The 23,024-nt window shown below is 36.1% G+C and carries 21 protein-coding genes; 14 read left to right on the top strand and 7 right to left on the bottom strand.

The genetic code is table 11. The features are described from left to right. The first annotated feature begins 26 nt into the window (after window positions 1-26). Complete coding sequence (locus G8O30_RS06105) at window positions 27-653, top strand: response regulator transcription factor (RefSeq protein ID WP_476738608.1); 627 nt, start codon at window positions 27-29, stop codon at window positions 651-653. Further along, window positions 650-2,071 carry a HAMP domain-containing sensor histidine kinase gene (locus tag G8O30_RS06100; protein ID WP_239674090.1) on the top strand — a complete coding sequence of 474 codons (1,422 nt, stop codon included), beginning with the start codon at window positions 650-652 and terminating at the stop codon, window positions 2,069-2,071. Before G8O30_RS06105 ends, G8O30_RS06100 begins: the two co-directional genes overlap by 4 nt. 238 nt (window positions 2,072-2,309) lie before the next feature. On the opposite strand, the gene G8O30_RS06095 is transcribed toward G8O30_RS06100, so the two are convergent. Then, window positions 2,310-2,753 carry an Hsp20/alpha crystallin family protein gene (locus tag G8O30_RS06095; protein WP_239674089.1) on the bottom strand — a complete coding sequence of 148 codons (444 nt, stop codon included), beginning with the start codon at window positions 2,751-2,753 and terminating at the stop codon, window positions 2,310-2,312. Between the two features lie 333 nt (window positions 2,754-3,086). On the opposite strand from G8O30_RS06095, the gene G8O30_RS06090 reads away from it, so the two are divergent. Together G8O30_RS06090 and odhB are read left to right on the top strand one after the other, a co-directional pair. Then, window positions 3,087-5,924, top strand: coding sequence for a 2-oxoglutarate dehydrogenase E1 component (locus tag G8O30_RS06090; RefSeq protein ID WP_239674088.1), 2,838 nt, complete (start codon window positions 3,087-3,089; stop codon window positions 5,922-5,924). Window positions 5,925-5,944: 20 nt separating this feature from the next. Beyond that, on the top strand, window positions 5,945-7,183 hold the full coding sequence (gene odhB, locus G8O30_RS06085) for a 2-oxoglutarate dehydrogenase complex dihydrolipoyllysine-residue succinyltransferase (RefSeq protein WP_239674087.1): 1,239 nt from the start codon (window positions 5,945-5,947) through the stop codon (window positions 7,181-7,183). Window positions 7,184-7,623: 440 nt separating this feature from the next. On the opposite strand, the gene G8O30_RS06080 is transcribed toward odhB, so the two are convergent. Then, window positions 7,624-7,746 (bottom strand): sporulation histidine kinase inhibitor Sda, encoded by a 123-nt coding sequence (locus G8O30_RS06080; RefSeq protein WP_239674086.1) that lies wholly within the window; start codon window positions 7,744-7,746, stop codon window positions 7,624-7,626. Between the two features lie 187 nt (window positions 7,747-7,933). On the opposite strand from G8O30_RS06080, the gene G8O30_RS06075 reads away from it, so the two are divergent. The 9 genes from G8O30_RS06075 (at window position 7,934) to G8O30_RS06035 (ending at window position 16,656) form a co-directional block, all read left to right on the top strand. After that, window positions 7,934-8,773 carry an AAC(3) family N-acetyltransferase gene (locus tag G8O30_RS06075; RefSeq protein ID WP_239674085.1) on the top strand — a complete coding sequence of 280 codons (840 nt, stop codon included), beginning with the start codon at window positions 7,934-7,936 and terminating at the stop codon, window positions 8,771-8,773. Continuing rightward, the gene (locus G8O30_RS06070) at window positions 8,774-9,553 is read left to right on the top strand and encodes a gamma-glutamylcyclotransferase family protein (protein ID WP_239674084.1); all 780 of its coding nucleotides are present in this window, start codon (window positions 8,774-8,776) and stop codon (window positions 9,551-9,553) included. Between the two features lie 32 nt (window positions 9,554-9,585). Further along, window positions 9,586-10,632 (top strand): C45 family autoproteolytic acyltransferase/hydrolase, encoded by a 1,047-nt coding sequence (locus tag G8O30_RS06065; protein WP_239674083.1) that lies wholly within the window; start codon window positions 9,586-9,588, stop codon window positions 10,630-10,632. A 113-nt stretch (window positions 10,633-10,745) separates the two neighbouring features. After that, complete coding sequence (locus tag G8O30_RS06060) at window positions 10,746-10,949, top strand: DUF6501 family protein (RefSeq protein ID WP_239674082.1); 204 nt, start codon at window positions 10,746-10,748, stop codon at window positions 10,947-10,949. A 21-nt stretch (window positions 10,950-10,970) separates the two neighbouring features. Continuing rightward, window positions 10,971-11,540 (top strand): Rok-like winged helix domain-containing protein, encoded by a 570-nt coding sequence (locus G8O30_RS06055; protein ID WP_239674081.1) that lies wholly within the window; start codon window positions 10,971-10,973, stop codon window positions 11,538-11,540. A 158-nt stretch (window positions 11,541-11,698) separates the two neighbouring features. Continuing rightward, window positions 11,699-12,568 (top strand): ATP-binding protein, encoded by an 870-nt coding sequence (locus G8O30_RS06050; protein ID WP_239674080.1) that lies wholly within the window; start codon window positions 11,699-11,701, stop codon window positions 12,566-12,568. A 12-nt stretch (window positions 12,569-12,580) separates the two neighbouring features. Beyond that, window positions 12,581-14,500 (top strand): vWA domain-containing protein, encoded by a 1,920-nt coding sequence (locus G8O30_RS06045; RefSeq protein WP_239674079.1) that lies wholly within the window; start codon window positions 12,581-12,583, stop codon window positions 14,498-14,500. 477 nt (window positions 14,501-14,977) lie between these two features. Then, on the top strand, window positions 14,978-15,391 hold the full coding sequence (locus G8O30_RS06040; protein ID WP_239674078.1) for a CHASE3 domain-containing protein: 414 nt from the start codon (window positions 14,978-14,980) through the stop codon (window positions 15,389-15,391). A 71-nt stretch (window positions 15,392-15,462) separates the two neighbouring features. Next, entirely contained in the window at window positions 15,463-16,656 is a 1,194-nt protein-coding gene (locus G8O30_RS06035; protein WP_239674077.1) for a methyl-accepting chemotaxis protein, read from the top strand. Window positions 16,657-16,694: 38 nt separating this feature from the next. On the opposite strand, the gene G8O30_RS06030 is transcribed toward G8O30_RS06035, so the two are convergent. The 5 genes from G8O30_RS06030 to G8O30_RS06010 all read right to left on the bottom strand — a co-directional run bounded on the left by G8O30_RS06030 (window position 16,695) and on the right by G8O30_RS06010 (window position 22,589). Then, window positions 16,695-17,858 carry a toxic anion resistance protein gene (locus G8O30_RS06030; protein WP_239674076.1) on the bottom strand — a complete coding sequence of 388 codons (1,164 nt, stop codon included), beginning with the start codon at window positions 17,856-17,858 and terminating at the stop codon, window positions 16,695-16,697. Then, on the bottom strand, window positions 17,836-18,495 hold the full coding sequence (locus tag G8O30_RS06025; protein WP_239674075.1) for a 5-bromo-4-chloroindolyl phosphate hydrolysis family protein: 660 nt from the start codon (window positions 18,493-18,495) through the stop codon (window positions 17,836-17,838). The genes G8O30_RS06030 and G8O30_RS06025 overlap by 23 nt, the downstream gene beginning before the upstream one ends. A 314-nt stretch (window positions 18,496-18,809) precedes the next feature. Then, complete coding sequence (locus G8O30_RS06020) at window positions 18,810-19,961, bottom strand: Ger(x)C family spore germination protein (protein ID WP_239674074.1); 1,152 nt, start codon at window positions 19,959-19,961, stop codon at window positions 18,810-18,812. Next, window positions 19,939-21,063: a GerAB/ArcD/ProY family transporter gene (locus G8O30_RS06015; protein ID WP_239674073.1), complete on the bottom strand. Its 1,125-nt coding sequence runs from the start codon at window positions 21,061-21,063 to the stop codon at window positions 19,939-19,941. Before G8O30_RS06015 ends, G8O30_RS06020 begins: the two co-directional genes overlap by 23 nt. A gap of 11 nt (window positions 21,064-21,074) precedes the next feature. Then, complete coding sequence (locus G8O30_RS06010; RefSeq protein WP_239674072.1) at window positions 21,075-22,589, bottom strand: spore germination protein; 1,515 nt, start codon at window positions 22,587-22,589, stop codon at window positions 21,075-21,077. A 78-nt stretch (window positions 22,590-22,667) separates the two neighbouring features. Here G8O30_RS06010 and G8O30_RS06005 point away from each other — a divergent pair, with 78 nt between their 5' ends. Continuing rightward, window positions 22,668-23,009, top strand: coding sequence for a DUF1033 family protein (locus G8O30_RS06005; protein WP_239674071.1), 342 nt, complete (start codon window positions 22,668-22,670; stop codon window positions 23,007-23,009). Window positions 23,010-23,024 lie beyond the last annotated feature (15 nt).

The following is a 23,024-nucleotide window of genomic DNA, read 5'->3' as shown; positions in this document are numbered from 1 at the left end:
AGGATGAAAAAAATATTGCTAGATTCATGGAACTGGAACTCCAACATGAGGGGTACGAAACAAATACTTGTCAAAATGGTCGAGAAGGTTTAGAGGAAGCATTAACTCATGAATGGGATATGATCTTATTAGACTTGATGCTGCCTGAACTTAATGGTTTAGAAGTTTGTAGACGCATAAGACAAGAAAAAGACACACCAATATTAATGATAACTGCTAGAGATCATATAATGGATCGGGTTTCTGGATTAGATCTAGGAGCAGATGATTACATCGTTAAACCATTTGCTATTGAAGAGTTACTAGCAAGAATGCGAGCTCATTTTAGGAGAACAAAACCAGCAAATGGTAACACGGAAATGATTGTACATGATGATTTGTCTGTTGATCCAAAAGCAAGGTTAGTAAAGAAAGGCGAAGAAAACATCGAACTCACGAAAAGAGAATTTGATTTGTTATATACCCTATTAGAAAACAAAGATATTGTCTTAACACGAGATGTCTTATTAGAAAAAGTATGGGGATATGACACCGATGTAGAAACCAATGTCATCGACGTCTATATACGATATTTAAGAAACAAATTAGATATAGAACATAAGGATCGTTATATTGAAACGGTACGTGGTACTGGATATGTGATTCGAACATGAAAAAACTAATCAAAGCTTTTAAGCAAAGTTCCATTAAAGTGAAGTGGTCTATTGTAGCTAGCTCTGTGATTTTTTTAACTTTCTTTTTGTATAGCTTTGGTCAATACGTATTAATTCAAAATTGGATGATTAGGGAAGAAGAACGTAACGTCAGGCAAGTATTAGATGATTTAACAGTTTTCTATCAACAAAGAGGACCGGTTGTTACGATGGAAGACATCTATCAAAGTCGAGAACTCATTAATCAAATTAATGAACGTAACCAAACCATTCGAATTATTGCTAACGATGGCCGTGAGGTTTTCTCTGTAAAAAGCTCTAATCGAAAGACAGACTACTTACTACCATTCAAACCAATTAAAGATCGAGAAATTCAAAAGTACCAAACAGGAAAAGAGAATATCATTGTGGGAAGATCCCCTATTACTTCTACTGATTTTAATGGTTATGTAGAAGTCATTCATCCATTAAATAGATTTCAAACAATGATGGATCGATTATTTGGTTCTCTACTTCTGTTTGGTGCAGCAGCACTATTCGTGAGTGCAATGTTTGGATTTCTCTTAGCGCGTCAATTTTTACAACCGCTGAAAAGGTTGTCAAATACAATGGCTGCAATTCAAAAGGGTGGCTTTCAAAAAAGGTTGGATGTAGGGGAAGCAAATGATGAAATTGCAGAACTTACTAGAGTCTTTAACCATATGATGCAAACAATTGAGCATAACTTCTCTCAACAAAAAAGATTTGTAGAAGATGCTTCGCATGAATTACGGACACCAATTCAAGTATTAGAGGGGCATTTGAACTTAGTTAATCGTTGGGGAAAAAATGACCCTGAGGTGTTAGAAGAGAGCTTAGATGCTTCTTTACAGGAGTTGAAGCGATTAAAGCACTTGGTGGACGATTTACTAACGTTAACAAGAGCAGAAAGAGAAGACTTTGAACAGGATGCGGAAAGTAATTTAGAAGATACGATTGAAAGTGTGTTGAAAAATCTTCGCTTAGTCTATCCAAAGCAAGACTATCTATTTCAAAAAAACTCTATGCTACCACATACTGCAATTCATTTTTCAGAACATCATCTACAACAATTATTAATTATCTTGTTAGATAATGCAGTAAAATATGGTGGTGGAAAACCAATTACCTTATCTTTAAAAGAAGAGAACGATTTCTTTACATTAGCTATCACCGACAAGGGAGAAGGAATTCCTAAAGAAGACGTACCAAAGTTATTTCACCGATTTTATCGGGTTGATAAAGCAAGAAGTAGAAATGTAGGTGGCAATGGTCTGGGTTTATCCATTGCCAAAAGGTTAATGGAAGGGCATATGGGTCATATAACTATTGAAAGTGAGCTAGGCGTAGGGACCACAGTATATTGTTTCTTTAAGAAGATAGATGAAAAAAACGAATGAACGGTGCAGGGGAGAACACTAATAGCTGATACAGTAAACTCATCGTTTTTCTATGTTTCATTCAACGATGAGTTTACTTAATAAATTTAAGAGAGGTGTTAGGAATGGGATGGATGATCATTTTAGTGATCGCTTATTTACCAATATTCTATCGAATACATAAACGTTTAGATTCTTTAGAAAAGGAAGTTAAGCGTTTAAAGGGAGAAGACGTATACGATTAATGAAGAAAAGCACGTTACTCTCGAATATCAACTTCGGAAAATTGCATATCGTCTTGCTTCGTAAATGTTAAAACGAGTAAGCCATCTCGGTACTTTGCAATACATCCTTTTCTATGCACTAAAGAAGGAAGAGTAATTATCGTTTGCTCTTCCTCTCTTTCTTTTGAAGATAAAATAGCTTGGTTTGATGTATGAAAAACTCTTAAATCCTTCATGTCTTCCTCTGATTTCTTCACTTTTACAAATACATGTTCATGTGTTTCGAACACTTCTATATTGTCATGATGACCATCCGAAGCTTTAACACCTGAACTACTATCAGATTGCCCGAAGTTACCTTGCATAGCTTTTCCCATCATAGATTGTATATATTGTTCCACGTCATTTGGATTAAACGGTTTTAACAAGCCGCCAATTTCCTTCTGTTGAAATGGGAACAAAGACTTCCAAGGAAACATGCTTTCACCCTCTTTACAAATTAGCCTTTTTTATAGCCTATGCCTTATGGAAAAAGAGGGTACTTGTTCCTTAAAAATATGTTATAAAATAGTTGGATTTTTTTGCTAATAGGTGTAAGATGAGGTGGTAGAAATTGTTCACATTAGAAAGTTTGTGATTATTTTTTATTTTCACTTTATCATCTTTTGAGACAGTGATAGAATAGTAATGTAAGCGTTTCACTGATTTGTTAAACTTGTGTTGTAATGCACAAACAGGGGAAGACATGCATAGACATGGTTAGTAGTCTAGCAACAATGAAAATTAAGGGCGATGGTTGGAGGTTTTTCAGTATGAAACAACAACTGACAGCCAAGGTAAATCCGTGGGATATTTTCCATGGTCCTAACCTTGGATACATGATGGAGATGTATGACCGTTATTTAGAAGATTCTTCATCTGTAGATTCAGAGATGAAGGAAATGTTTGATCAGTGGGGTTCTCCTGATCAATGGCAAAAAAGTGAACCAGGTTTATCTCCTGAAGTAGGAATTTCAACAGAATTTTTGACGAAAGTCGTCTCAGCAACAAAACTAGCCGACAACATACGAATGTACGGTCATCTTGCAGCTGATATTTATCCGTTGAATGATCAACCAAAAGATACGTTGAGAATCGACTTGTCTACGTACGATTTATCGGAAGAAGACTTAAGGTCTATTCCAGTTCATTATTTATTACCAAATGCTCCTGCAACGATAAAAAATGGGCTTGATGCAATTTATTACTTAAAAGATTTATATACTAGGTCAATAGCATATGAGTTCTCTCACGTCCATGATGTCAAAGAACGAGCTTGGCTAAGAGAGCAAGTAGAAGTGATGGCTCATTTGCGTTCAGAACGCACTGCAGACGCAAAGAAAGCGCTTTTAAAAAGACTGGGTGAAGTTGAAGGGTTTGAACATTTCATTCACCGTACGTTTGTCGGTCAGAAAAGATTCTCTATTGAGGGTCTTGAGATGTTAGTACCTCTATTAGATGAAATGATATCGTATTCCGTGGAAAAAGGCGCAAGAACAGTCAATATTGGAATGGCTCACCGAGGTCGTTTAAATGTGCTCACTCACGTGTTAAATAAACCATATGAGATGGTTTTTGCGGAGTTTCAACATGCACCAAGCAAAGATTTGATCCCTTCAGAAGGTTCAATCGGTATTACATATGGTTGGACAGGAGATGTGAAATATCACCTTGGTGGAGATCGAAAAGTGAAAAAAGGGGAAGAAGTGAGTGCTAGAATTACGCTTGCAAATAACCCAAGTCACTTAGAAGTAGTTAGTCCTGTAGTGGTTGGGTATACAAGAGCAGCTCAAGAGAACAGAACAGTAGTCGGCACAGCTGAATTGAATGAAAAATCTGCTTACGCAATTTTAATTCATGGCGATGCTGCATTCCCAGGTCAAGGTGTAGTTCCTGAGACATTAAATATGTCTGGTTTAAAAGGATTCCAAACAGGGGGATCTATTCATATCATTGCCAATAATACAATTGGATTTACTACTGAATCAGCGGATTCTAGATCTACAAAGTATGCCTCCGATACAGCAAAAGGCTTTGAAGTACCAATTTTACATGTAAATGCTGATGATCCTGATGCAGTAATTCAAGCAGCTATTTTAGCTTATGACTACCGTGATCAGTTTGGTAAAGACTTTGTCATAGATCTTATTGGTTATAGAAGGTTCGGACACAACGAAATGGACGAGCCGATGGTAACAAACCCGATAATGTATAAAAAAATACATCAACATAAAACTGTTCGTGCTCTTTATGAAGATAAATTAATTCAAGATAATGTTATCTCCAAGGAAGAAGCAGCGGCAATTCAACAAACAACAACGGATACATTAAAAGCTGCCTATGCAAAAGTTCCACCAAAGGATGAAAATGTAGATGCAGTTCTTAATCCTCCAGAAGAAGCAACAAAAGCTTTGCCTAATGAAGGAACGGAATTAACGCCAAATCGTCTAAAGAGTATTAATGAACAGCTTTTAGAATGGCCAGCTGATTTTAAACCGAACAAAAAGTTAGAAAAGATTTTAAAACGTCGTTTAGATGCTACGACAAAAGATGGGAAAATTGATTGGGCTCATGCAGAGACACTTGCTTTCGCATCCATCTTACAAGATGGAACGCCAATACGTTTTTCAGGGCAAGACTCCCAACGTGGAACATTTGCTCAAAGACATTTAGTCGTCCACAACGAAGAATCAGGTGAAAGTATAGTACCACTCCATTCGGTTGAAGGAACAAAAGCAAGCTTTGCTGTTTATAACAGTCCATTAACAGAAGGTGCTGTAGTAGGTTTTGAATATGGATACAATGTGTTTGCACCCGAAACATTAGTTTTATGGGAAGCACAATTTGGAGATTTTGCAAACTGTGCACAAGTATTATTTGACCAGTTTGTATCTTCAGGCCGCGCAAAATGGGGACAAAAAAGTGGTCTAGTTATGTTATTACCACATGGATACGAGGGGCAAGGTCCAGAGCATTCTTCTGCAAGAATGGAGAGATTCTTGACATTAGCTGCAGAAAATAACTGGACAGTAGCAAACGTATCAACAGCAGGGCAGTATTTCCATATCTTACGCCGTCAAGCAGCTATTCTAAATAAAGAAGAAGTTAGACCACTAGTGATTATGACACCTAAATATTTATTAAGACATCCTCAAAGCTCCGTAACGGCGGATGCGATTACAAATGAACAATTTAAACCGTTGTTAGCACAACCTGGTTTAGGGGAAAACAAAGAAGCAGTAGAAAGACTAGTTCTTTGTTCTGGTAAGGTAGCGATTGATTTAGCAGATGCAATCAAAGATCGTGAAGGATTAGAGTGGCTTCATATCGCTCGCGTGGAAGAAGTTTATCCATTCCCACGTCAGTCGATTGAGCGCTTGCTCAATGAGTATCCAAATGTAAAAGAACTTGTTTGGGTTCAAGAAGAACCAAAGAATATGGGAGCATGGACGTTTGCTTTCCCTCATTTAGTGGACATCTCAGCAGGAAGACTGGACATTCGATATGTTGGAAGAAGAAGACGTTCCAGTCCAGCTGAAGGGGACCCAGTTGTCCATCGCGTAGAACAAAATCGTATCATCGAAGAAGCGCTAACTAAACTAGAGGGTTAATACTTGAGGGGGAACCGAACATGGTAGTAGAAATCAAAGTACCAGAACTAGCGGAATCAATCACAGAGGGAACTATTGCACAATGGTTAAAACAACCAGGCGATTATGTAGAAAAAGGGGAATACATTGTCGAGTTAGAAACAGATAAAGTAAACGTAGAAGTAATCTCTGACGAGTCTGGTGTCATCCAAGAACTAAAAGCATCAGAAGGAGATACGGTGGAAGTTGGGCAAGTAATTGCTGTTGTTGGAGAAGGTGGGGCGTCTACTTCTGCACCTTCGTCAGAAACAACTACAACACCTGAAGCAACAAAAGTACCTGAAGAAACTCAGCCACCTGCTCCAGAAAAGAAGGACAGAACAATCGCTTCTCCTTCTGCTCGTAAATATGCAAGAGAGAATGGTATCGATCTTTCAACAGTACCAACACAAGATCATTTAGGGCGAGTTCGTAAGCAAGATGTGGAGAATTATCAACAACAGCCTGCTCAACCGGCTTCTCCTTCACCTCAAGCAAAACAACCTGCCGAAGCACCAAAAGCTAAAGTACAGTTTGAAAAGCCAGTGGAGAGAATTAAGATGTCTCGCCGTCGCCAAACAATTGCAAAACGTTTGGTAGAAGTACAATCGACTGCTGCAATGTTAACAACATTTAATGAGATTGATATGACAGCAGTAATGGATCTTCGTAAACGTAAGAAAGATCGCTTCCAAGAGCAACACGATGTCCGTTTAGGATTTATGTCATTCTTTGCAAAAGCAGTTGTAGCTGGATTGAAGAAATATCCATATGTAAATGCAGAGATTGATGGAAACGAAATCGTACTGAAAAAGTTTTACGATGTGGGTATGGCTGTCTCTACAGATGATGGATTAGTCGTACCAGTAGTAAGAGACTGTGACCGTAAATCTTTCGCAGATATTGAAAGAGAAATTTTAGAGTTAGCGCTTAAAGCAAGAGATAATAAACTAGCTCTAAGTGACTTACAAGGTGGATCGTTTACCATTACAAACGGTGGTGTGTTTGGGTCTTTACTTTCTACTCCAATCTTAAACGGTCCTCAAGTAGGTATCCTTGGAATGCACTCCATTCAATTAAGACCTGTAGCGATTGATAAAGAGCGAATGGAAAATCGTCCAATGATGTATGTTGCTTTATCTTACGATCACCGTATTATTGACGGGAAAGAAGCCGTTGGTTTCTTAAAGATGGTGAAAGACCTGTTAGAAAATCCTGAAGATCTTCTTCTTGAAGGATAATGTGTAAAAAGCCGTTAGATGTCAGATCTAACGGCTTTTTCCTGCCCTTTGAATGAAGATAAAGATACATTGATACTATTGATTGATGAGTTGCCATATAGACAAACAACTATTTTGTTTCCCTAAAGAAACATTTTAAGTTATATGCATATTTATATAAAAAGGAGTGATCTATATGAATAGCAGAACTCAAAAAAAAGTGCTTGGCTGCGCAACACTTTTAAATAAACTTGGTGTACTATCACAAGATGATGTTAAATCAATCCAGAGTACACTAGTAAACCAAAGTACAAGCAAATAGGGGGACTTATGCTAACTATTTCTACAAATTTAGTGTTGATTGACAGTGTTATTAGAGAGCTTTTTCATACTATTGACCGTAAAAATGCTATCTAGCATTCACTAGATAGCATATACATATAAGGTTCATTTAAAGTTTCTTAATGTTTAATTCCACGCATTCTTAATTCTTTCTTCAGAACTTCTCTCCACTCTGGTAAGTCACCGTTCTTTTTTGCTTCACGATACGCTGATAAAAGTTGCTCATTACTCATGATTTTCATTGATGGGTTCCTCCTTGAAGTGAGTTGTTCTTGCTTGAGTAAAATTGTAACAGGTGAGGAGTGAGATGTATATATATAAAACAGAATAATTTGAATTGTTAGAATAATGTAACGGTATAGAAAGAACTTTGTCATAATGGACAAGTTTTTGTAGAATGGACAAAAGTATTTAAGAAGGATGTTCTATTTGGAAAAATATTATTTAGCTAACTACATACATGAGGTGATGAACATGGTACAAAAAAATATGGTGACAAAAACCGAGCTTGTAAGAGTGTTGAAACAACTGCTTCCAGATAATTGTTCATCTGTTATCATTCATACTTCGCTCTCTTCAATTGGATATATACCTGGTGGAACACAAAGCTACATAGATGCATGGATAGAGGTTATGTCAAACGAAGGAACAATTATCATGCCTGCTCAAAACGCGAATAATTCGGATCCATCTTTTTGGAAAAACCCTCCTGTTCCAAAAGAATGGTGGCAAACCATTAGAGATGAAATGCCTGCATATAGGAAAGATATAACACCGACTGCCTATATAGGAAAGGTGCCTGAAACATTTCGACAGTACCCAGGAGTAGAAAGAAGTAGTCACCCAACATGTTCATTCGCTGCACTTGGCCCTTTAGCAACTTACTTTATGGGTACTCATCCTTTAGATGATTGCTTTAATCTGGACTCTCCTCTTGGAAGAATAATAGAGAAAGACACATGGTGTGCATTAGTAGGGGTTGGATATGACGCTTGTACAGCAATGCATTTAGGGGAAGCATTATCTGGTAAGTTACCTTTGTTTACTCAAGGTTCTGCCATATTGAATGAGAAAGGTAAAAGAGAATGGGTTAACTACCTGTCTCGTGAAGAAAGAAGTGAAGACTTCCCTCTTATAGGAAATGAATTTGAAAAGACATATTCAGGAGATGTAATAAAGGGGAAAATTGGAGAAGCGAACATAACATTAATTAAATTAAAACCATTGGTAGAATATACAGCTAAGTGGTTTAAAGAAGAGGTGAAATAAATGAGATTTGTTTTTGGTAAAGATCAATCCTATTTTACAGATACAAAAAGTAACGTTTTTTGCGAACAAGCAAATATTCTTGGGGAAGGTTATTATCATAATGGACAATACAAAATTGTTTTAAATGGAGTAGAAAAAGTATATGGTGAATTACACATTGCGGAAGAGAGACCAGAACACTCCGTGGAAGTGAACGTAAAGACCGATAATGGGGACTACTTAGCTTGGATTGCACAGGAAGATATTTTAGAAGTTGCAACGGGAATAAAGGTAAGTCTAGGGAATGCAGCAGTTGATGATTATTTAAAAGAAAACCATGAGTATTATTACTTTGCTTATGGATCTTGCATGGATCACGAACGCTTTAAACTTGCAAATGTTGTTCATCACTTTCAAAATGGAGAAAAAGCTAGCTTATCTGAATACGATATGAGATATACATTTATGGTTCATGATGGAAGCCGTGCAGACATAGTAGAGTCTAAAGGGTCTGAGGTAGAAGGAGTTTGCTATAACGTACCGAAAGAAGCGATAGACTATTTATATGTTAGAGAAGGGGTAAATGGTGGTTGGTATCGTCCTGCTATCATCCAAGTAAAAGTAAATGAACGGTTACTATGGGCTTTGACATTCCTTGTTATTTCAAAGGTAGAGGAATCCTTACCACCTAATCATTACTCAAGTGAAATTGTAAGAGGTGCTATAAATTATCAATTATCAGATAGTTATATACGTAGATTAGAAAAAAAACTTCAGGACTTACAGAACATAAAAGATTAGAAAAAAGTTAAATAATCTTCTAGGAGATATAAATGAAATCAATTAGAGTAGAAATCATACAGTCTAGAGGAACTTATTACACAATTGGGCAAGAAGCAGGTGAGAAGCTTAGAGAATCAAAGTTATACCATAATCATCTGAAACGTAGAAAAACCAGTTTACGCCATTACCGAATCTCAATGAAAGAAGTTTATGAGCATTACCAGAGGCTATCACCCGGTTTGTGGGAAGAATTAGAAGGGTTTGCTGATGGGTTACAATGGAAATTAGAAGATTGTGTTCATGAGTATTCGGGATTTCAACAAGATTGGCTACGCTCTGGCTGTTCAGCACTAATGATAAATGGATTGTATGCTAGAAACTATGATTATCACCCCAAGACATATGAAGGCAGGTTTCTTCTTACGCAGCCCATAGGGGGACTAGCTACTATTGGTTTCTCGGGGAGAGGAATAGGAAGAATTGATGGAATGAATGAAAAAGGTCTGACAATAGGATTTCACTTTATTCACCGTAAGAAAGCTGGTACTGGGTTTATTTGTTCTACTATTGCTAGGATGGTACTGGAAAGATGTCACACCACAGAAGAAGCTGTTGCTCTGTTAGAAGAAATACCTCATCGACATAGTTTCAATTACTCTCTTCTAGACAAAGGTGGTAACGGGGCTATCGTGGAAGCCTCTCCAAGGGGTACATCTACCCATTTTGGGAACGAATTAGCTTGTTCCAATCATTTTAGAAAAACAGAGATGCTAAAAGAAAATAGGTATCACACGGTAGAATCAGAAGAAAGACTAAAAAAAATGCATCAATGGTTAAACAGTTCTGTAACGGAAAAAGATTTATATAATTTTCTTCAAAGTAAAAGTACTGGTATTTTTAAAACGGATTATAAGAATTGGTCAGGAACCATACATTCAGTGGTATATAACCCGTTAAACCTAACTGTCTTAGGTGGAGTAGGGAATCAACCTTTACCCTTTTATGTATCTTTAAAAGATTGGATCTCCGGAAATAATGTTCCATTTAAAGCGTTTATAGGGAATATAGATACATTATTAGAATTTCCGTTTGAATAATTTGTAATTTATTACTGATAATAAAAAATATAATAGTGATGTATATTAATTTAATGATTGTTAGGAAAGTTGTTATGAATTATACTAACTTTATGATATAAAAGGAGGACCTTATGTTACATTTAGATTGGCTTGATAGCCCGACAATTAAAACCATTACATGTGTACATACGAATGCTTCAAAGTTTGTCGTTAATAACGTATTAACGGAAGGTAAAGTCTACGAAGTCAAAAACGAGACAGAAGAATTTTACTTTATTGTAGACAATTTCGGTAAAGTTGGCGGCTACTATAAAGAGTATTTCAAGGAAGATTAATAGGGTACAGGAGGTAAGGAAATGTTTACAGAAAGAACAGCATTAAAAGTACGATTAGAACAATTAGCTGACTCCGAAGAACGCATTATCCGTGAATTCAGACAAGAACGTGAAGCAATCTTTGAACGTTTACGTGAATTAGATGCTAGAGATTTAGTGAATCAACCGACAGTAGATGAAAAAGCTGTGGAGAGACCATCTAAGGTTGAGGTAACACCTTTCCCTGTGGAAGAATCTCTTACAGTTTTATCTGAGCCTATAGAAAAAAAGAGCGAAGAGCCAAAAAAAGCTTCTAAAACAACGACAAAAAAAGCAGCCAAAAAGAAAAAAGATGAACCTGTGCGTCAACGTACGAAAACGAAAGAATTACGCCAAGCAGTGGTTGATATCTTACAAGAAGAAAAAGAATCTATTCGTGGTGCAGCTCTAAGACGTGCAGCTGAAGAGCGAACAGGATGGGAAATTGCCAATATGACAGCGTTCATGAACTTATTAATGTCAAAATACCCTCAAATCCAAAAATTAGATCGTGGTATGTACGGTTGGGTAACAGTTGAAGGAGCGGCTGTTCCTGTCGTGGAAGAAGATTAAAACGAAAATATTGTAAAAAGGTGCATACTTAAAAAGATGCGCCTTTTTAGTATTCAAAAGAATATAAAATGCATTAGAAAATTCGTTTCCTTTTATTCTTCTTGTTTATTCGGTACAATGGTAAAGCGAATTTTAAATTAGAAAGTGAGTGTACAACAATGAATATACCTAACAATGTTAAGGAACTAATCTTAAAAAGAAAAGAAAAATTTGTAAACGATAAAAATCTACAATTAATAGGGAAACCTGGTTATTCTTCACCAGATGAACATATTTTACCAGATGCTTTAACTTCTCTTGTCCTACATAAAAATGTATTACTGAAGGGACCTACTGGAGCTGGTAAAACAAAGCTCGCGGAATCGTTGTCAGCGGAAGTTGGACAGCCAATGCACTCTATTAATTGTTCCGTTGATTTAGATGCAGAAGCACTTCTAGGATTTAAAACGTTAGTAGAAAAAGAGGGTAATACCACTATTCAATTTGTTGAGGGACCAGTTATTCAAGCGATGAAAAATGGACACTTACTATATATCGATGAGATTAATATGGCAAAACCGGAAACTCTACCCATTTTGAATGGGGTACTGGATTACAGACGTACAATCACTAATCCATTTACTGGTGAAGTGATAAAAGCAGCAGAAGGCTTTACAGTTATTGCTGCAATTAATGAAGGATACGTGGGTACTGTTCCACTTAATGAGGCATTAAAAAATCGATTTATTGTAATAGATGTTCCGTACATTCAAGGTAGTATTTTAGAAGGTGTCCTAAAGTCACAAAGTTCTTTAAGTGATGGAGACTTAATTAAATCATTTGTTCAATTGTCAGAAGATCTAGTAACGCAAGTGAGAAATGGTCAGATTCCTGAAGAAGCTGCTTCTGTTCGAGCGCTAATTGATACATGTGACTTAGCAGTATTTATGCCTCCAATGAGAGCCATTCAGCGTGGAATTATTGATAAAGTAGAAGATGAACGAGAGAAAGCAGCTATTCGAAACATTGCAGAAACTATTTTCGGATAGAGGTGACATAAATTGGAAAGATTTATAGAATTTAATGATCAAAAGGTAGACTCTAGGTTATGGATGGAGCTAGCGGATTTGGTAAAAACATTTATGAAAGACGCAGAATACGATATTGAATTTGCAGTTTCTTCGTATCTAGATCGAAAGCAAAAGATAGTTTTTGTAAGTCACTTTTGGGACCACCGATCGGAAGAATTAATTAAACTAGGTTTAAAAAGTGATGTTTTTCTACGAGCATATGGTAACGCAAGATATAGTGACCAATCGGAAGTAGTTTCTTTTATTAAAAAGTTAAAGAAGAATCGACTAGTGAGTTTAGGAAAACAGTTATTTGTTTTAGGAGAAGACTTACGGATTCAGGAGATAGTGAAAAAAGAAAGAAAAGGGACAAAACGTTCTTTTGAAGCAAGAAACAATATTTTATGGGATTATTTCGCAACGCAGCAAAAAACAAATGTTGTAAAAAGTGTTCACACGGATGCATTGTTTAATACCTTATATTTGCTTGTACAAGCGGATCGTCCGAATACTCCTATTCCGGCTTTCCCAGAACAAATAAAAATGCTGATACCTTTTTTGCAACGATCCATGTTCTCGATGGTAGAGGCGAGGAACACAAAGCAAGTAAGTAATATAGTCTTAGAGATGATTGAAACATTAGATGAAATAATAGAGAAAGATATGCTAAATGAGTATTTTCATTTACCAGAAAAAGTTTATACAGTAGATGAATTAGGGATTAGTTTTGAAGACTTAAAAAGACAAGATAAATTAGCAAACAATGATCAAACAGATGAAGCGAATGAAGAAGCGGATACATTTGAAGAAGAAATGAAAATGTGGCATAGAGAGACAAAAGATCAAAAGCAAGAAGCGTTTCTTCAGTTTAACATGGATCAAGGTGTTTCTTCTAAAATGCTTGGTAATGCAGCCAGAGAAGGTGATGATGGGGACCAAGCTTTGGGGATGGTGCAAGGGAAGTCATCTAAATCAAAACAAAATGACTATAATAAGTTGCAATCTCTAGAGAGAGAGAATGAAGATAAATCAGGTGGTAAGACAGAACCGTATGGAAAAGACAATCGTTTTGCCGTTCCAAAAGTTACCTTTCCTACTCCTGCGAATTACGAGCAAACAAAAAAATACCAACAATTAAAGTCCGATATTACGACATATCAAAAGAAGCTCCAGCAAATGATTGAAAAAACATTAGAGCATAAGAAAATTCAACCTCGGACTGATTTGTTAGCTGGTAGACTGGGGAAAAAACTTTTGAATATCATGATGGATGATGTTCCTAGACCATTTTATAAAAAACATGAACCTTCTCATGAAATCGATGCAGTGTTCTCCTTATTAGTAGATTGCTCAGCTTCTATGTTTGATAAAATGTACGAAACGAAAAAAGGGATTACTCTTTTCCACGAAGCACTTAAGTCGGTAAGAGTTCCTCATGACATTCACGGATTTTGGGAAGATACGAATGATGCTACGAAAGAGTATCAACCAAATTATTTTAAACAAGTAGTATCCTTCCAAACTTCCATGAAAAAATCAACAGGTCCAGAAATCATGCAGTTAGAGCCAGAAGAAGATAACCGGGACGGGTTTGCTATTCGTTATCTAACGGAAAGCTTAAAGAAAAGATCGGAATCGCAAAAGTTTCTACTTGTATTTTCAGATGGAGAGCCTGCCGCAACAGATTACCATCAAAACGGTATAGTAGATACTCATGAAGCCATTTTGCATGCAAGGAAAAATGGAATAGAAGTCATGAATGTCTTCTTATCTACGGAGCCAATTGCAGACTCCCAAAAGCAAGTAATCCAAAACATGTACGGTCGCTTTAGTCTTTTCGTCCAAGATGTAAACGAACTGCCAGATGTCTTATTCCCGCTACTCAGAAAGCTATTGTTGAAGAGCATTTAAAAAAAATTCCTTAGTGACTGCAGAGGGATTTCCGCTTCAGGGGGGACGCGTTCCGCGGGGCGGTGTCGAGCCTCCTCGTCGCTGAAAAAACGCTCCTGTGGGGTCTCGCCTTACCGCTTTGATCCCGCTGGAGTCGCCCCCCTTCCGCTTCAATCCCTAAACAAAAGTAGGTTAAAGAATTATTTCTGCAGTAATATGTAAAGTGAACTTGTAGAACTATCTACACAGAACTACCAAAAAACAGGTGACGTAGTTTAACTACTCCTGTTTTTTGTTTAAAGATTATAAGTAATTAATTTCTTAAAAATAACCATTTGCAAATAAAATATTCATTCCTCCGAGTTTTTATTTTAGCCTTAATTATAATGTAAGCGGTTAAAAATTTTATCCAATTTTTCTACAAATTATGCTAATATCTAACTAGGAAGAAAGATATAGAGATTAGATTGAAAGATTCAATCACAAGGAGATGAAGGCATGAGAAGCTTGAGGGGGAAATTGGTAGCTAGCTTTATCGGGGTATTTATTATTTTACTAAGTGTCATGGGCTATCAGCTTTGGACTTTTTCGTCCATTAGCAAACAGCAACAAGAAATACTAACGTCTGATATGCCTCTATTATTACAGGATGAAGCGTTACGAGAAAACGTTGCAGAACGCATTTCTGTCACACGCGCGTACATATTATATGGTGATCCAGTGTATAAAGAAAGGTTTCAGCAATTAACAGAACAAGCTAATAAACTACAAACGACTTTGACAGAAAAAAATCCTAGTGAAGAGTTAACTAGATTAATAGCTCTTACAACGGCATTTCGAGATGCTGTCCAAAAAAAGTCTTTTCTCCTTATGATTTCGGTAACATTGAACAAGCTCAAACAAATTTATTAACAGAAGTGCAACCGCTTGCAGTGCAAATTGAAGAAGGATTTAAGGAGCGAGCAACCAGCAGGAAAAGTGAAATGACAACACTGTCAGAGCAAACAACGAAAAGTGCTCAGGCAGGAATTCAAACAAGTATCATTATCACGTTAATCGCTCTTACTTTTACATTCATAGGTGCACTTGTGCTGTCTAACCGTATCGTTAGTCCCATTAAGATTATTAAAAGTAGATTGAATGTAATTGCAAATGGAGAACTACCGAGTGAACCGTTAAAAATTCAATCTAGGGATGAAGTAGGTCAAATGGTTGAACAGCTTAACAGTATGACGGATAGTTTGCGTACTATTGTTTCACAGACTACACTTTCATCGAGCAATGTATTACAAAGAGTTCAATTAGTGTTCGAACAATCTTCCGCCATCAGAGCTAATGCAGATCAAGTAGCAAGCACCATGGAAGAAATGACCAATGGAGTAGAACAACAGTCGAACGACCAACAAAAGTTAACGGAACAGGTGAATGATTTTGCGACCCAAATCATGACTACTGCAACAGATGGAGTAGGGATAAAAAATTCAGCTCAACAAATGGTGCAAGCAACTAATTTAGCAAAAGAAACGCTAAACTCTACGATTAGTGTTGTTAGCGAAGTTGCAACTCAAATGTCTGATGCACAAAGGGAAGTAGAGGGGTTAGAACGAAAAACGAAGGATATTACTAGGTTGACGCATGTCATTCAAGATATTGCTGAGCAAACAAACCTACTTGCGTTGAATGCTTCCATTGAAGCAGCAAGAGCAGGAGAGCATGGTAAAGGTTTTGCAGTTGTAGCCAATGAGGTAAGAAAATTAGCGGAGCAAGTTTCTGCTTCTGTGGTTGATATTTCTTCTATTGTCATGGCGATTCAGCAGAGCTCTCACGGAGTTTCCACCACTTTGAAAAAAGGGTATGTAGTAGTTAAAGAAGGAACACACAAAATGAGTTTAATGGATCAACAGTTTGCTGGGATGTCAGAAGAAGTAAACGTGGTGACAAACGCAATAGATATCATGTCTAGTAAGCTATATGCAATTTTAGACGAAACGAAGGAAGTAAATGCAGCTATTGAAAATTTGGCAGCTATTGCAGAGGAGACAGCAGCAGGAATGGAACAAATTTCAGCTTCCACAGAACAATCAGCGCAATATGTTCATAATATTCATCAAGAAACGGCAACTTTAAGAGATGATGCTGTCTCTTTAAAAGAATCTGTGTCTAAATTTAAACTTTGAGGAATAAAGAAACAAGCCCAATAATTGGGCTTGTTTTTTTAATGATTTTCATTCTTACTCTCTTGGCCTTGGGTAAGCATCAAGGATTGCTTCAATTGGTTCTCTAAATGCTGTAATTCTGACTCAGCTTGCAGTCGCTTTGCACGACCAGATTGTTGAATTGCTAATGTTTCTTTAATAGTAAGTACCAAATCTTCTTGTGTCTTTTTTAATGTTTCCATATCAATAATTCCACGTTCGTTTTCCTTCGCAGTTTCAATAGAATTTACTTTTAACATTTCAGCATTTTTTAATAACAACTGGTTAGTTGTATCAGCTACATGTTTTTGGGCGTGTAATGCTTTTTGTTGTCGCATTAATGATAGAGCAATCGTCATCTGATTTTTCCATAATGGAATCGTGGTTAAAATGGAAGATTGAATTTTTTCTGCTAAAGATTGGTTCATATTCTGAATTAAGCGAATCTGTGGTGCTGTTTGGATAGTAATATGACGACTTGTTTTTAAATCAAAAATTCTCTTTCCTAGTCGGTCTGCATATTGTTGAATATCATATAAGTCCTGTTGAAGCATTTGATCATCTGATTGTTCTACTTTTCTTCTTAGTTGAGGAATAGTAACTTGCTCAAGTTCCTCTAACTTTAATTCTGCAGCAGCAATATAGACGTTTATTGCTTCAAAGTAAGCTTTATTTTCATCGTATAGGCCATTCAGCATATTGGCATCTTGAAGTAGTACACCTTTAGACTGTTCTAATTTTACGGAGATTCGATCGATTTGTGCGCCAACCTTTTGGTATTGTGAGAATAATTCATTCGTGCTCACAGAAACTTTTCCTACTAAGCGAGATAACCAGTTTCCTTTAGACTTTCCCATTGCTTCAGGATCGACTTCTTGCAATCGTTTCATTAAGTCTTTTAATAAATCACCAATTGGTCCGATATCCTTTTTTTGCACTTCATTTAACATCGAATGGGAGAAAGTAGATAATTTCTCTTGAGCTTGAGCACCATACGTTAACAATGTTTGAGGAGAACTTTCATTTAATTGTTTTGAAAGTTCTTTTGCCTTGGATTGATGTTCAGCTGGCAGACTATCGAATACATTTTTACTATTTTCTGTTGGAGGAGTATTTACCAATACATTTTTCTCTTCAGCTTCAAAAGGTTGAGATAATAAATCACCGAATGTGTTTTTGGTCATCTTTTTTTTGCTCCTTTATCTGTTTTCTAGCGGAACTAAATCGATTAGCTAATTTTACGGTAAAATGTAGATCCTCTACATCATTGTTGAATAGGGACTCATAATCTATCGTCACACGGTCCGTCAATTCACTAAGTGATTGCTTTGCTTCATGAAGTGTGGAGCGTCTTTTCATTTGATTGCCCTTTAACCTGTCTAGTTTTGAAATCGTTTCGACTAAAGATAGGGCTGTATCGACATGATGATGGAAAAAATCAGAGGCAGCGTAATAATCATTAGGTTTTGTTTTAATTTGTTCAATCATTTTTTTACTTGCTTTTTGTAATTGATAAAGCTGAACTATTGAACGAATAGATCTACTCTTCCAAGTGTAAGAGCGAATTTGAATTAATTTCTTTTCAGTATCCTTCACATACTTACTAATCATTTTGTATTCGGCGTGTGTAATACCTTTTTTCTTTAAGTAATTTTTATGAGAAAGGATACGCCATCCAGCTACAATACCAGTAGTAGTAAGAATAGAAATGAGAACGCTTAGTCCAACTGTACTTGTTGTCACAAAGCTGCTCATCAAAACTCCGGTAAAAATAAAAGGACTAGAAGCGTATGTTAAGGCATATTCTTCTGATCGTTTCAACGTATTCACCTCTTTTTATATACAATCTATACGATTATTCTTCTCAAAAGTTTCATCTGTTTTTTGTACTTTTAGAACACAATAAGAAAATGGGCACCTTTAGGAAGTAAGGGTTTTTCTGAGAAGTAAAGGTGAAATTTTTTCTGATGATCTCTTCATTATTTTCATTATACGTCCAAGTAGTATTAAATATCTTATTTTTCATAAATCGATTTTTCTCATTATACCATTTTCTCCTTTACTACTCTAACGGATAGGAAGGTGGAAATAGTCAATGTATAAACAAAAAGGACATCACAAGGTGGTGTCCTTTTTTAATCTGTAACGCCAGTTCGTACAAATTCTGTATCTACGTTGATATCAAAAGTCGCTCTTTTAAAAATACTTACCCACTCATCTTGACTGAGTTCTTTTTTCCTTTCCTTAGTTTGATAAATGGATCCAAATCCGATAGGATCACTTTCTATTTCTTGTAAATACGCAATGTTTCGCCTAATTCCATCTTCTAACTGTTTATTACTGATTTCTTTCAAGATATCAAAAGTTTTTTCTTGCATAAAATCTATGTTATCTGTGACTTCTAGAACACGAGTTTTAATTTTTATATCAATTTTAAATGTAGGAGGTTCTTTCTTTACTAATTTTATTTTTTGCTTCGTCGACACATTATCAACCGTAACAAAAACAGAACCTTGTCTAAATTCTTCCGCTGTTTTATGGGCTTTTGAATGATAAAGTTGACCAGAGATTTTATCATAAGGTACATCAATATCAAAGCTTGCAGAGCCGAAGCCTTTCATCATTATCAATAAATAAAATAACTCTTTATTTGATAACGTACCCACTAAGCGATCTCCTTTTAATAAACCAATTTCTTTTAGGCCAATCCGGTCTTCATCAATACCCATAATAGGAAGAATGGGATCTCTACCAGGATTATCATACGTATTAATAAAATCTTGCAGAGTAGGAGAAGGAAACTGTTCGTCTTTCACATTTTGTTGGATCAAATTATACAGGTGTGTACCAAAATTATACGTAAGGGTACCTTTCTTAAACTTGATTAATTCCTCAGCACTTCCTTCAGCGATAACTAAATATAACATGTTTCCTATTGAAGCATCTCGTGTAAAAGAGTCTACAATTGACCTAATTCCATTTTCAGCCATTTCCCTTCCATATACAGCAACACGTAATTGCCCAGAGACTACTTGATGACTGGATTCTTGATTTAACGCTCTACGGATTCCTTTAGAAGTAACTCCGTCTTGGGTAATGACGTTCGTAAAATTACTAAGTTCTGGTGAAAAGTTTAACATGACTACCGTTCCTCTAATGGTGGGGTTCGATTTATCTGGGATATCATACCCAATAGCTGTAATTAAACCTAATCTCTCTAACTGTTTTTGCTCTACACAACTTGCAAGTAAGAGACAACACAAACTAATTATTAGTGCTTTTCTCATTTGGTTTGGCTCCTTTTTTTCTATACAAATGAATTCTTACAAGTAGAAAAATAATAACAGGGTAAATAAAAGACATATACATACCTGTAGTCGCGAGTTTATCTGTAATCAAATTCATTATCAATCGGCTATCTAAAAAGTACTGGGCAACAAAGCCAACAGTTACAATGATCCAAACGGCATATTTTTGAGGAATATTAAAAACATGTCGAACTCCTCTACTAGCTGCCCATAAGTATAGTGCTAAGTTTGGTAAAATTACCAACATCCAGAAGGATACAGCGATAAATTCAAAGCGTTCCAAATTTGGAAGTCGAACTATTTTAAACATGGATAATACTGGCCAAATGGTTTTTTCTAATGACACATCGGAAAAAAAACCAATACATACAATCGTAACCAATGTTATTTGGATGGTGGTGTAAATTAAAGCGATATTTACATACCTCATTGTTTTCTTTTGGTCATCCACAAATGGGTAGACAAAGAAGAGTATTTCAAAACCTAAGATAGTGTAACTCGTCTTTAACGTTGCCATCATCATTTCTTTAAAAGAATGATTGAAAAGCGGGAAATATTGTGTAGTTTCAATGTACTGTATTGGTACAGCTATCATAAAAACTAGCCAAGTAGATAATAAAAATGACAAAATAGTGACTCCTGTTACAACTCGTAAACCACCTTGCACAGCATAAATAGCAAGTGCTGCTAACAGTAGAAACATTAGCCAAGTAGGTAGCAAATTAAACACCCAAGCTTGAATCATCTCAATATAGTTCATGACTATATTAAAAAACACCCAACTTAAGTAAAATGCGTAAAAGAAATTTAGTAGCTTACCAATCCACTTCCCATAAATAATATCGTGTATAGCATATAAGTCTAATCGACCAAAAGGTTTTAGTGTGTAGTAAATCACGTATGCAAAAGGAATTGCAACCAAGGAACCAATCATAACTGAAATCCATGCATCCTGAGCTGACTCTAAAAAAACCACCCTCGGCATACCAACAATTCCAACGCCAGTTTGTGCAGTATGTACGATAAACATGAGCATATAGGCATTAATCCATAGCCTTTTGGTTGGTTGTTGGATGTTCATACTGCACCTCCTTACTGGTCAATATCTCTCTTCTGTTTTGGATCTCTTTTAGTATATCTTTCTTCATTTAATGGCCTATTGGATGCTGGTCTCATTTTTAGATATTGCTGTGGAACTCTAAAAAGGCTATATCTCAAATCTGACAATCTTAATGGGTATATAGGAGATAAATAAGGTACACCAATTGTTGTAAGGCGTAAAAGGTGAATGATAATAAAACAAAAAGCTAACATAATTCCCACTCCTCCCCATAAAGCAGCTAAAATAATAATGGGAAAACGAGTGATTCTGATTGCAGTACCCATTAGGTAACTTGGTGTTGTAAAGGATCCCAGTGCACTTAATGCAATGATAATAATTAAAATATTACTAGTTATCCCTGCTTGCACGGAAGCTTGACCAATAACAATTCCTCCTACAATGCCGATTGTTTGTCCAACCTTAGTAGGTAGTCGGGCTCCGGCCTCACGAAGTAATTCAATGATAAATTCTAAAAGCAATGCTTCAAAAAAAGGAGGAAAGGGGACATTTGCTCTGGATTGCCCTAGTGAAATTAATAAAGCAGAAGGTATGACTTCATAATGATATGTCAATACCGCTACATAAGCAGGTGTAAGTAATACGGATAAAAAAATGGCCAAAAACCTCAGCATACGCAGAAAAGTCCCCATATTCCAGCGCATGTACACATCTTCTGTAGACTCGAAAAAAGAGAGAAAAGTGGAAGGGCCAATTATTGCAGTTGGACTTCCATCTACTAGCACACCTACTTTTCCATGCAATAACGAAAGACTAAGTCGATCTGGCAATTCTGTTGTTAAAATTTGAGGAAATATAGTTTGAGAGTTATCTTCTAATAACTGTGCTAATACGGTTGAATCCATTATGTGATCGTAGTGTAGATCAGTAATACGTTGGCGAAATGTTTGAACTAACTCCTCATTCGTTATATCCTTGATATACAGGATAGAGACAGGCTTTTTTGCTCTTTCACCTACAATAATTTCTTCCACAGTTAACTGTGGATCATTTAGGTGAGTCCTTATTAAATTTAGATTCTTGGATAACGATTCTGTGAAAGCAACTTTTGGTCCAAAAACTAATGATTCCGTTTCTGCTTTTTCAGGATTTCTTCCTTCAACCAAAACAATATTATATAAAACAGCATGTTCAGAGCCTTCACAATAAAGTAATACGGCGCCACTTAACAGACCACTAATTATATCTGAACCATTATTTGTCCATTTAGGACTTGTTATTTCCACTTTTTCGGTAGCTTTTTCAAAAGATATACCTTCATCTTTTTGTTGTAAAAGTGGCTGCAATATAAATTCAGATAGTAACTTTGTATCGATACTTTGATCAATATAGGATACTAATACATTCATTTCACCAAAACTAAAGTAATTTACTACTATGTCACTGCTTTGGTGAAATTGGTGTTTAATCCAGATTTCTAATAAGTGTGTATCATGTGGAAATGGGGTATTTTCTTGTGTTTTACCTTTTAATTTTTTCCGCCACATGTTTATTCACCTACTTAATTTCGTTAATTATTGGTAGCTTTACCTAAAACGTCAAAACTATGAAAGGGGAGAGAAATTTTGTGGAAATTAGTAAAAATGACAGCAGATTATGAACCATGGTGGTTATTTGAAGACTGGCAAGATAAAATCGTCATGGAAAAGAGTTATTCCTCTTTCGAAGATGCGTTGGTAGATTGGTCAAAGCTTACATGTGAGCTATCAAAGAAATTTTCTTCTAGTGAATATCGGGAAACAGGAATGACCGTTTTTTATACAGAAGGTGATTTGGTATTCTGTGAAGCGTGTGATGACGATGTTCAAATTTTTCATGGAATTTTGTTGCTGAAAGATGATGTGCCGAACCCATCTTTGTCAGCTGAAGAAGCAAGTAAGTTAAGAGAAACCTGCTGTAAGGAATAGTTTTCTAAGGTAAAA

This window comes from Mangrovibacillus cuniculi, from assembly GCF_015482585.1.
Lineage (GTDB): Bacteria > Bacillota > Bacilli > Bacillales > R1DC41 > Mangrovibacillus > Mangrovibacillus cuniculi.
This window is presented reverse-complemented; position numbering and strand designations above follow the sequence as displayed.

Excerpts from the sequence above, each read along its gene's own strand:
- G8O30_RS06105 (WP_476738608.1), top strand. The coding sequence starts at position 27 with ATGGAACTGGAACTCCAACATGAGGGGTACGAAACAAATACTTGTCAA.
- G8O30_RS06100 (WP_239674090.1), top strand. The coding sequence starts at position 650 with ATGAAAAAACTAATCAAAGCTTTTAAGCAAAGTTCCATTAAAGTGAAG.
- G8O30_RS06095 (WP_239674089.1), bottom strand. The coding sequence starts at position 2,753 with ATGTTTCCTTGGAAGTCTTTGTTCCCATTTCAACAGAAGGAAATTGGC.
- G8O30_RS06090 (WP_239674088.1), top strand. The coding sequence starts at position 3,087 with ATGAAACAACAACTGACAGCCAAGGTAAATCCGTGGGATATTTTCCAT.
- odhB (WP_239674087.1), top strand. The coding sequence starts at position 5,945 with ATGGTAGTAGAAATCAAAGTACCAGAACTAGCGGAATCAATCACAGAG.
- G8O30_RS06080 (WP_239674086.1), bottom strand. The coding sequence starts at position 7,746 with ATGAAAATCATGAGTAATGAGCAACTTTTATCAGCGTATCGTGAAGCA.
- G8O30_RS06070 (WP_239674084.1), top strand. The coding sequence starts at position 8,774 with ATGAGATTTGTTTTTGGTAAAGATCAATCCTATTTTACAGATACAAAA.
- G8O30_RS06065 (WP_239674083.1), top strand. The coding sequence starts at position 9,586 with ATGAAATCAATTAGAGTAGAAATCATACAGTCTAGAGGAACTTATTAC.
- G8O30_RS06060 (WP_239674082.1), top strand. The coding sequence starts at position 10,746 with ATGTTACATTTAGATTGGCTTGATAGCCCGACAATTAAAACCATTACA.
- G8O30_RS06055 (WP_239674081.1), top strand. The coding sequence starts at position 10,971 with ATGTTTACAGAAAGAACAGCATTAAAAGTACGATTAGAACAATTAGCT.
- G8O30_RS06050 (WP_239674080.1), top strand. The coding sequence starts at position 11,699 with ATGAATATACCTAACAATGTTAAGGAACTAATCTTAAAAAGAAAAGAA.
- G8O30_RS06040 (WP_239674078.1), top strand. The coding sequence starts at position 14,978 with ATGAGAAGCTTGAGGGGGAAATTGGTAGCTAGCTTTATCGGGGTATTT.
- G8O30_RS06035 (WP_239674077.1), top strand. The coding sequence starts at position 15,463 with ATGACAACACTGTCAGAGCAAACAACGAAAAGTGCTCAGGCAGGAATT.
- G8O30_RS06030 (WP_239674076.1), bottom strand. The coding sequence starts at position 17,858 with ATGACCAAAAACACATTCGGTGATTTATTATCTCAACCTTTTGAAGCT.
- G8O30_RS06020 (WP_239674074.1), bottom strand. The coding sequence starts at position 19,961 with ATGAGAAAAGCACTAATAATTAGTTTGTGTTGTCTCTTACTTGCAAGT.
- G8O30_RS06015 (WP_239674073.1), bottom strand. The coding sequence starts at position 21,063 with ATGAACATCCAACAACCAACCAAAAGGCTATGGATTAATGCCTATATG.
- G8O30_RS06010 (WP_239674072.1), bottom strand. The coding sequence starts at position 22,589 with ATGTGGCGGAAAAAATTAAAAGGTAAAACACAAGAAAATACCCCATTT.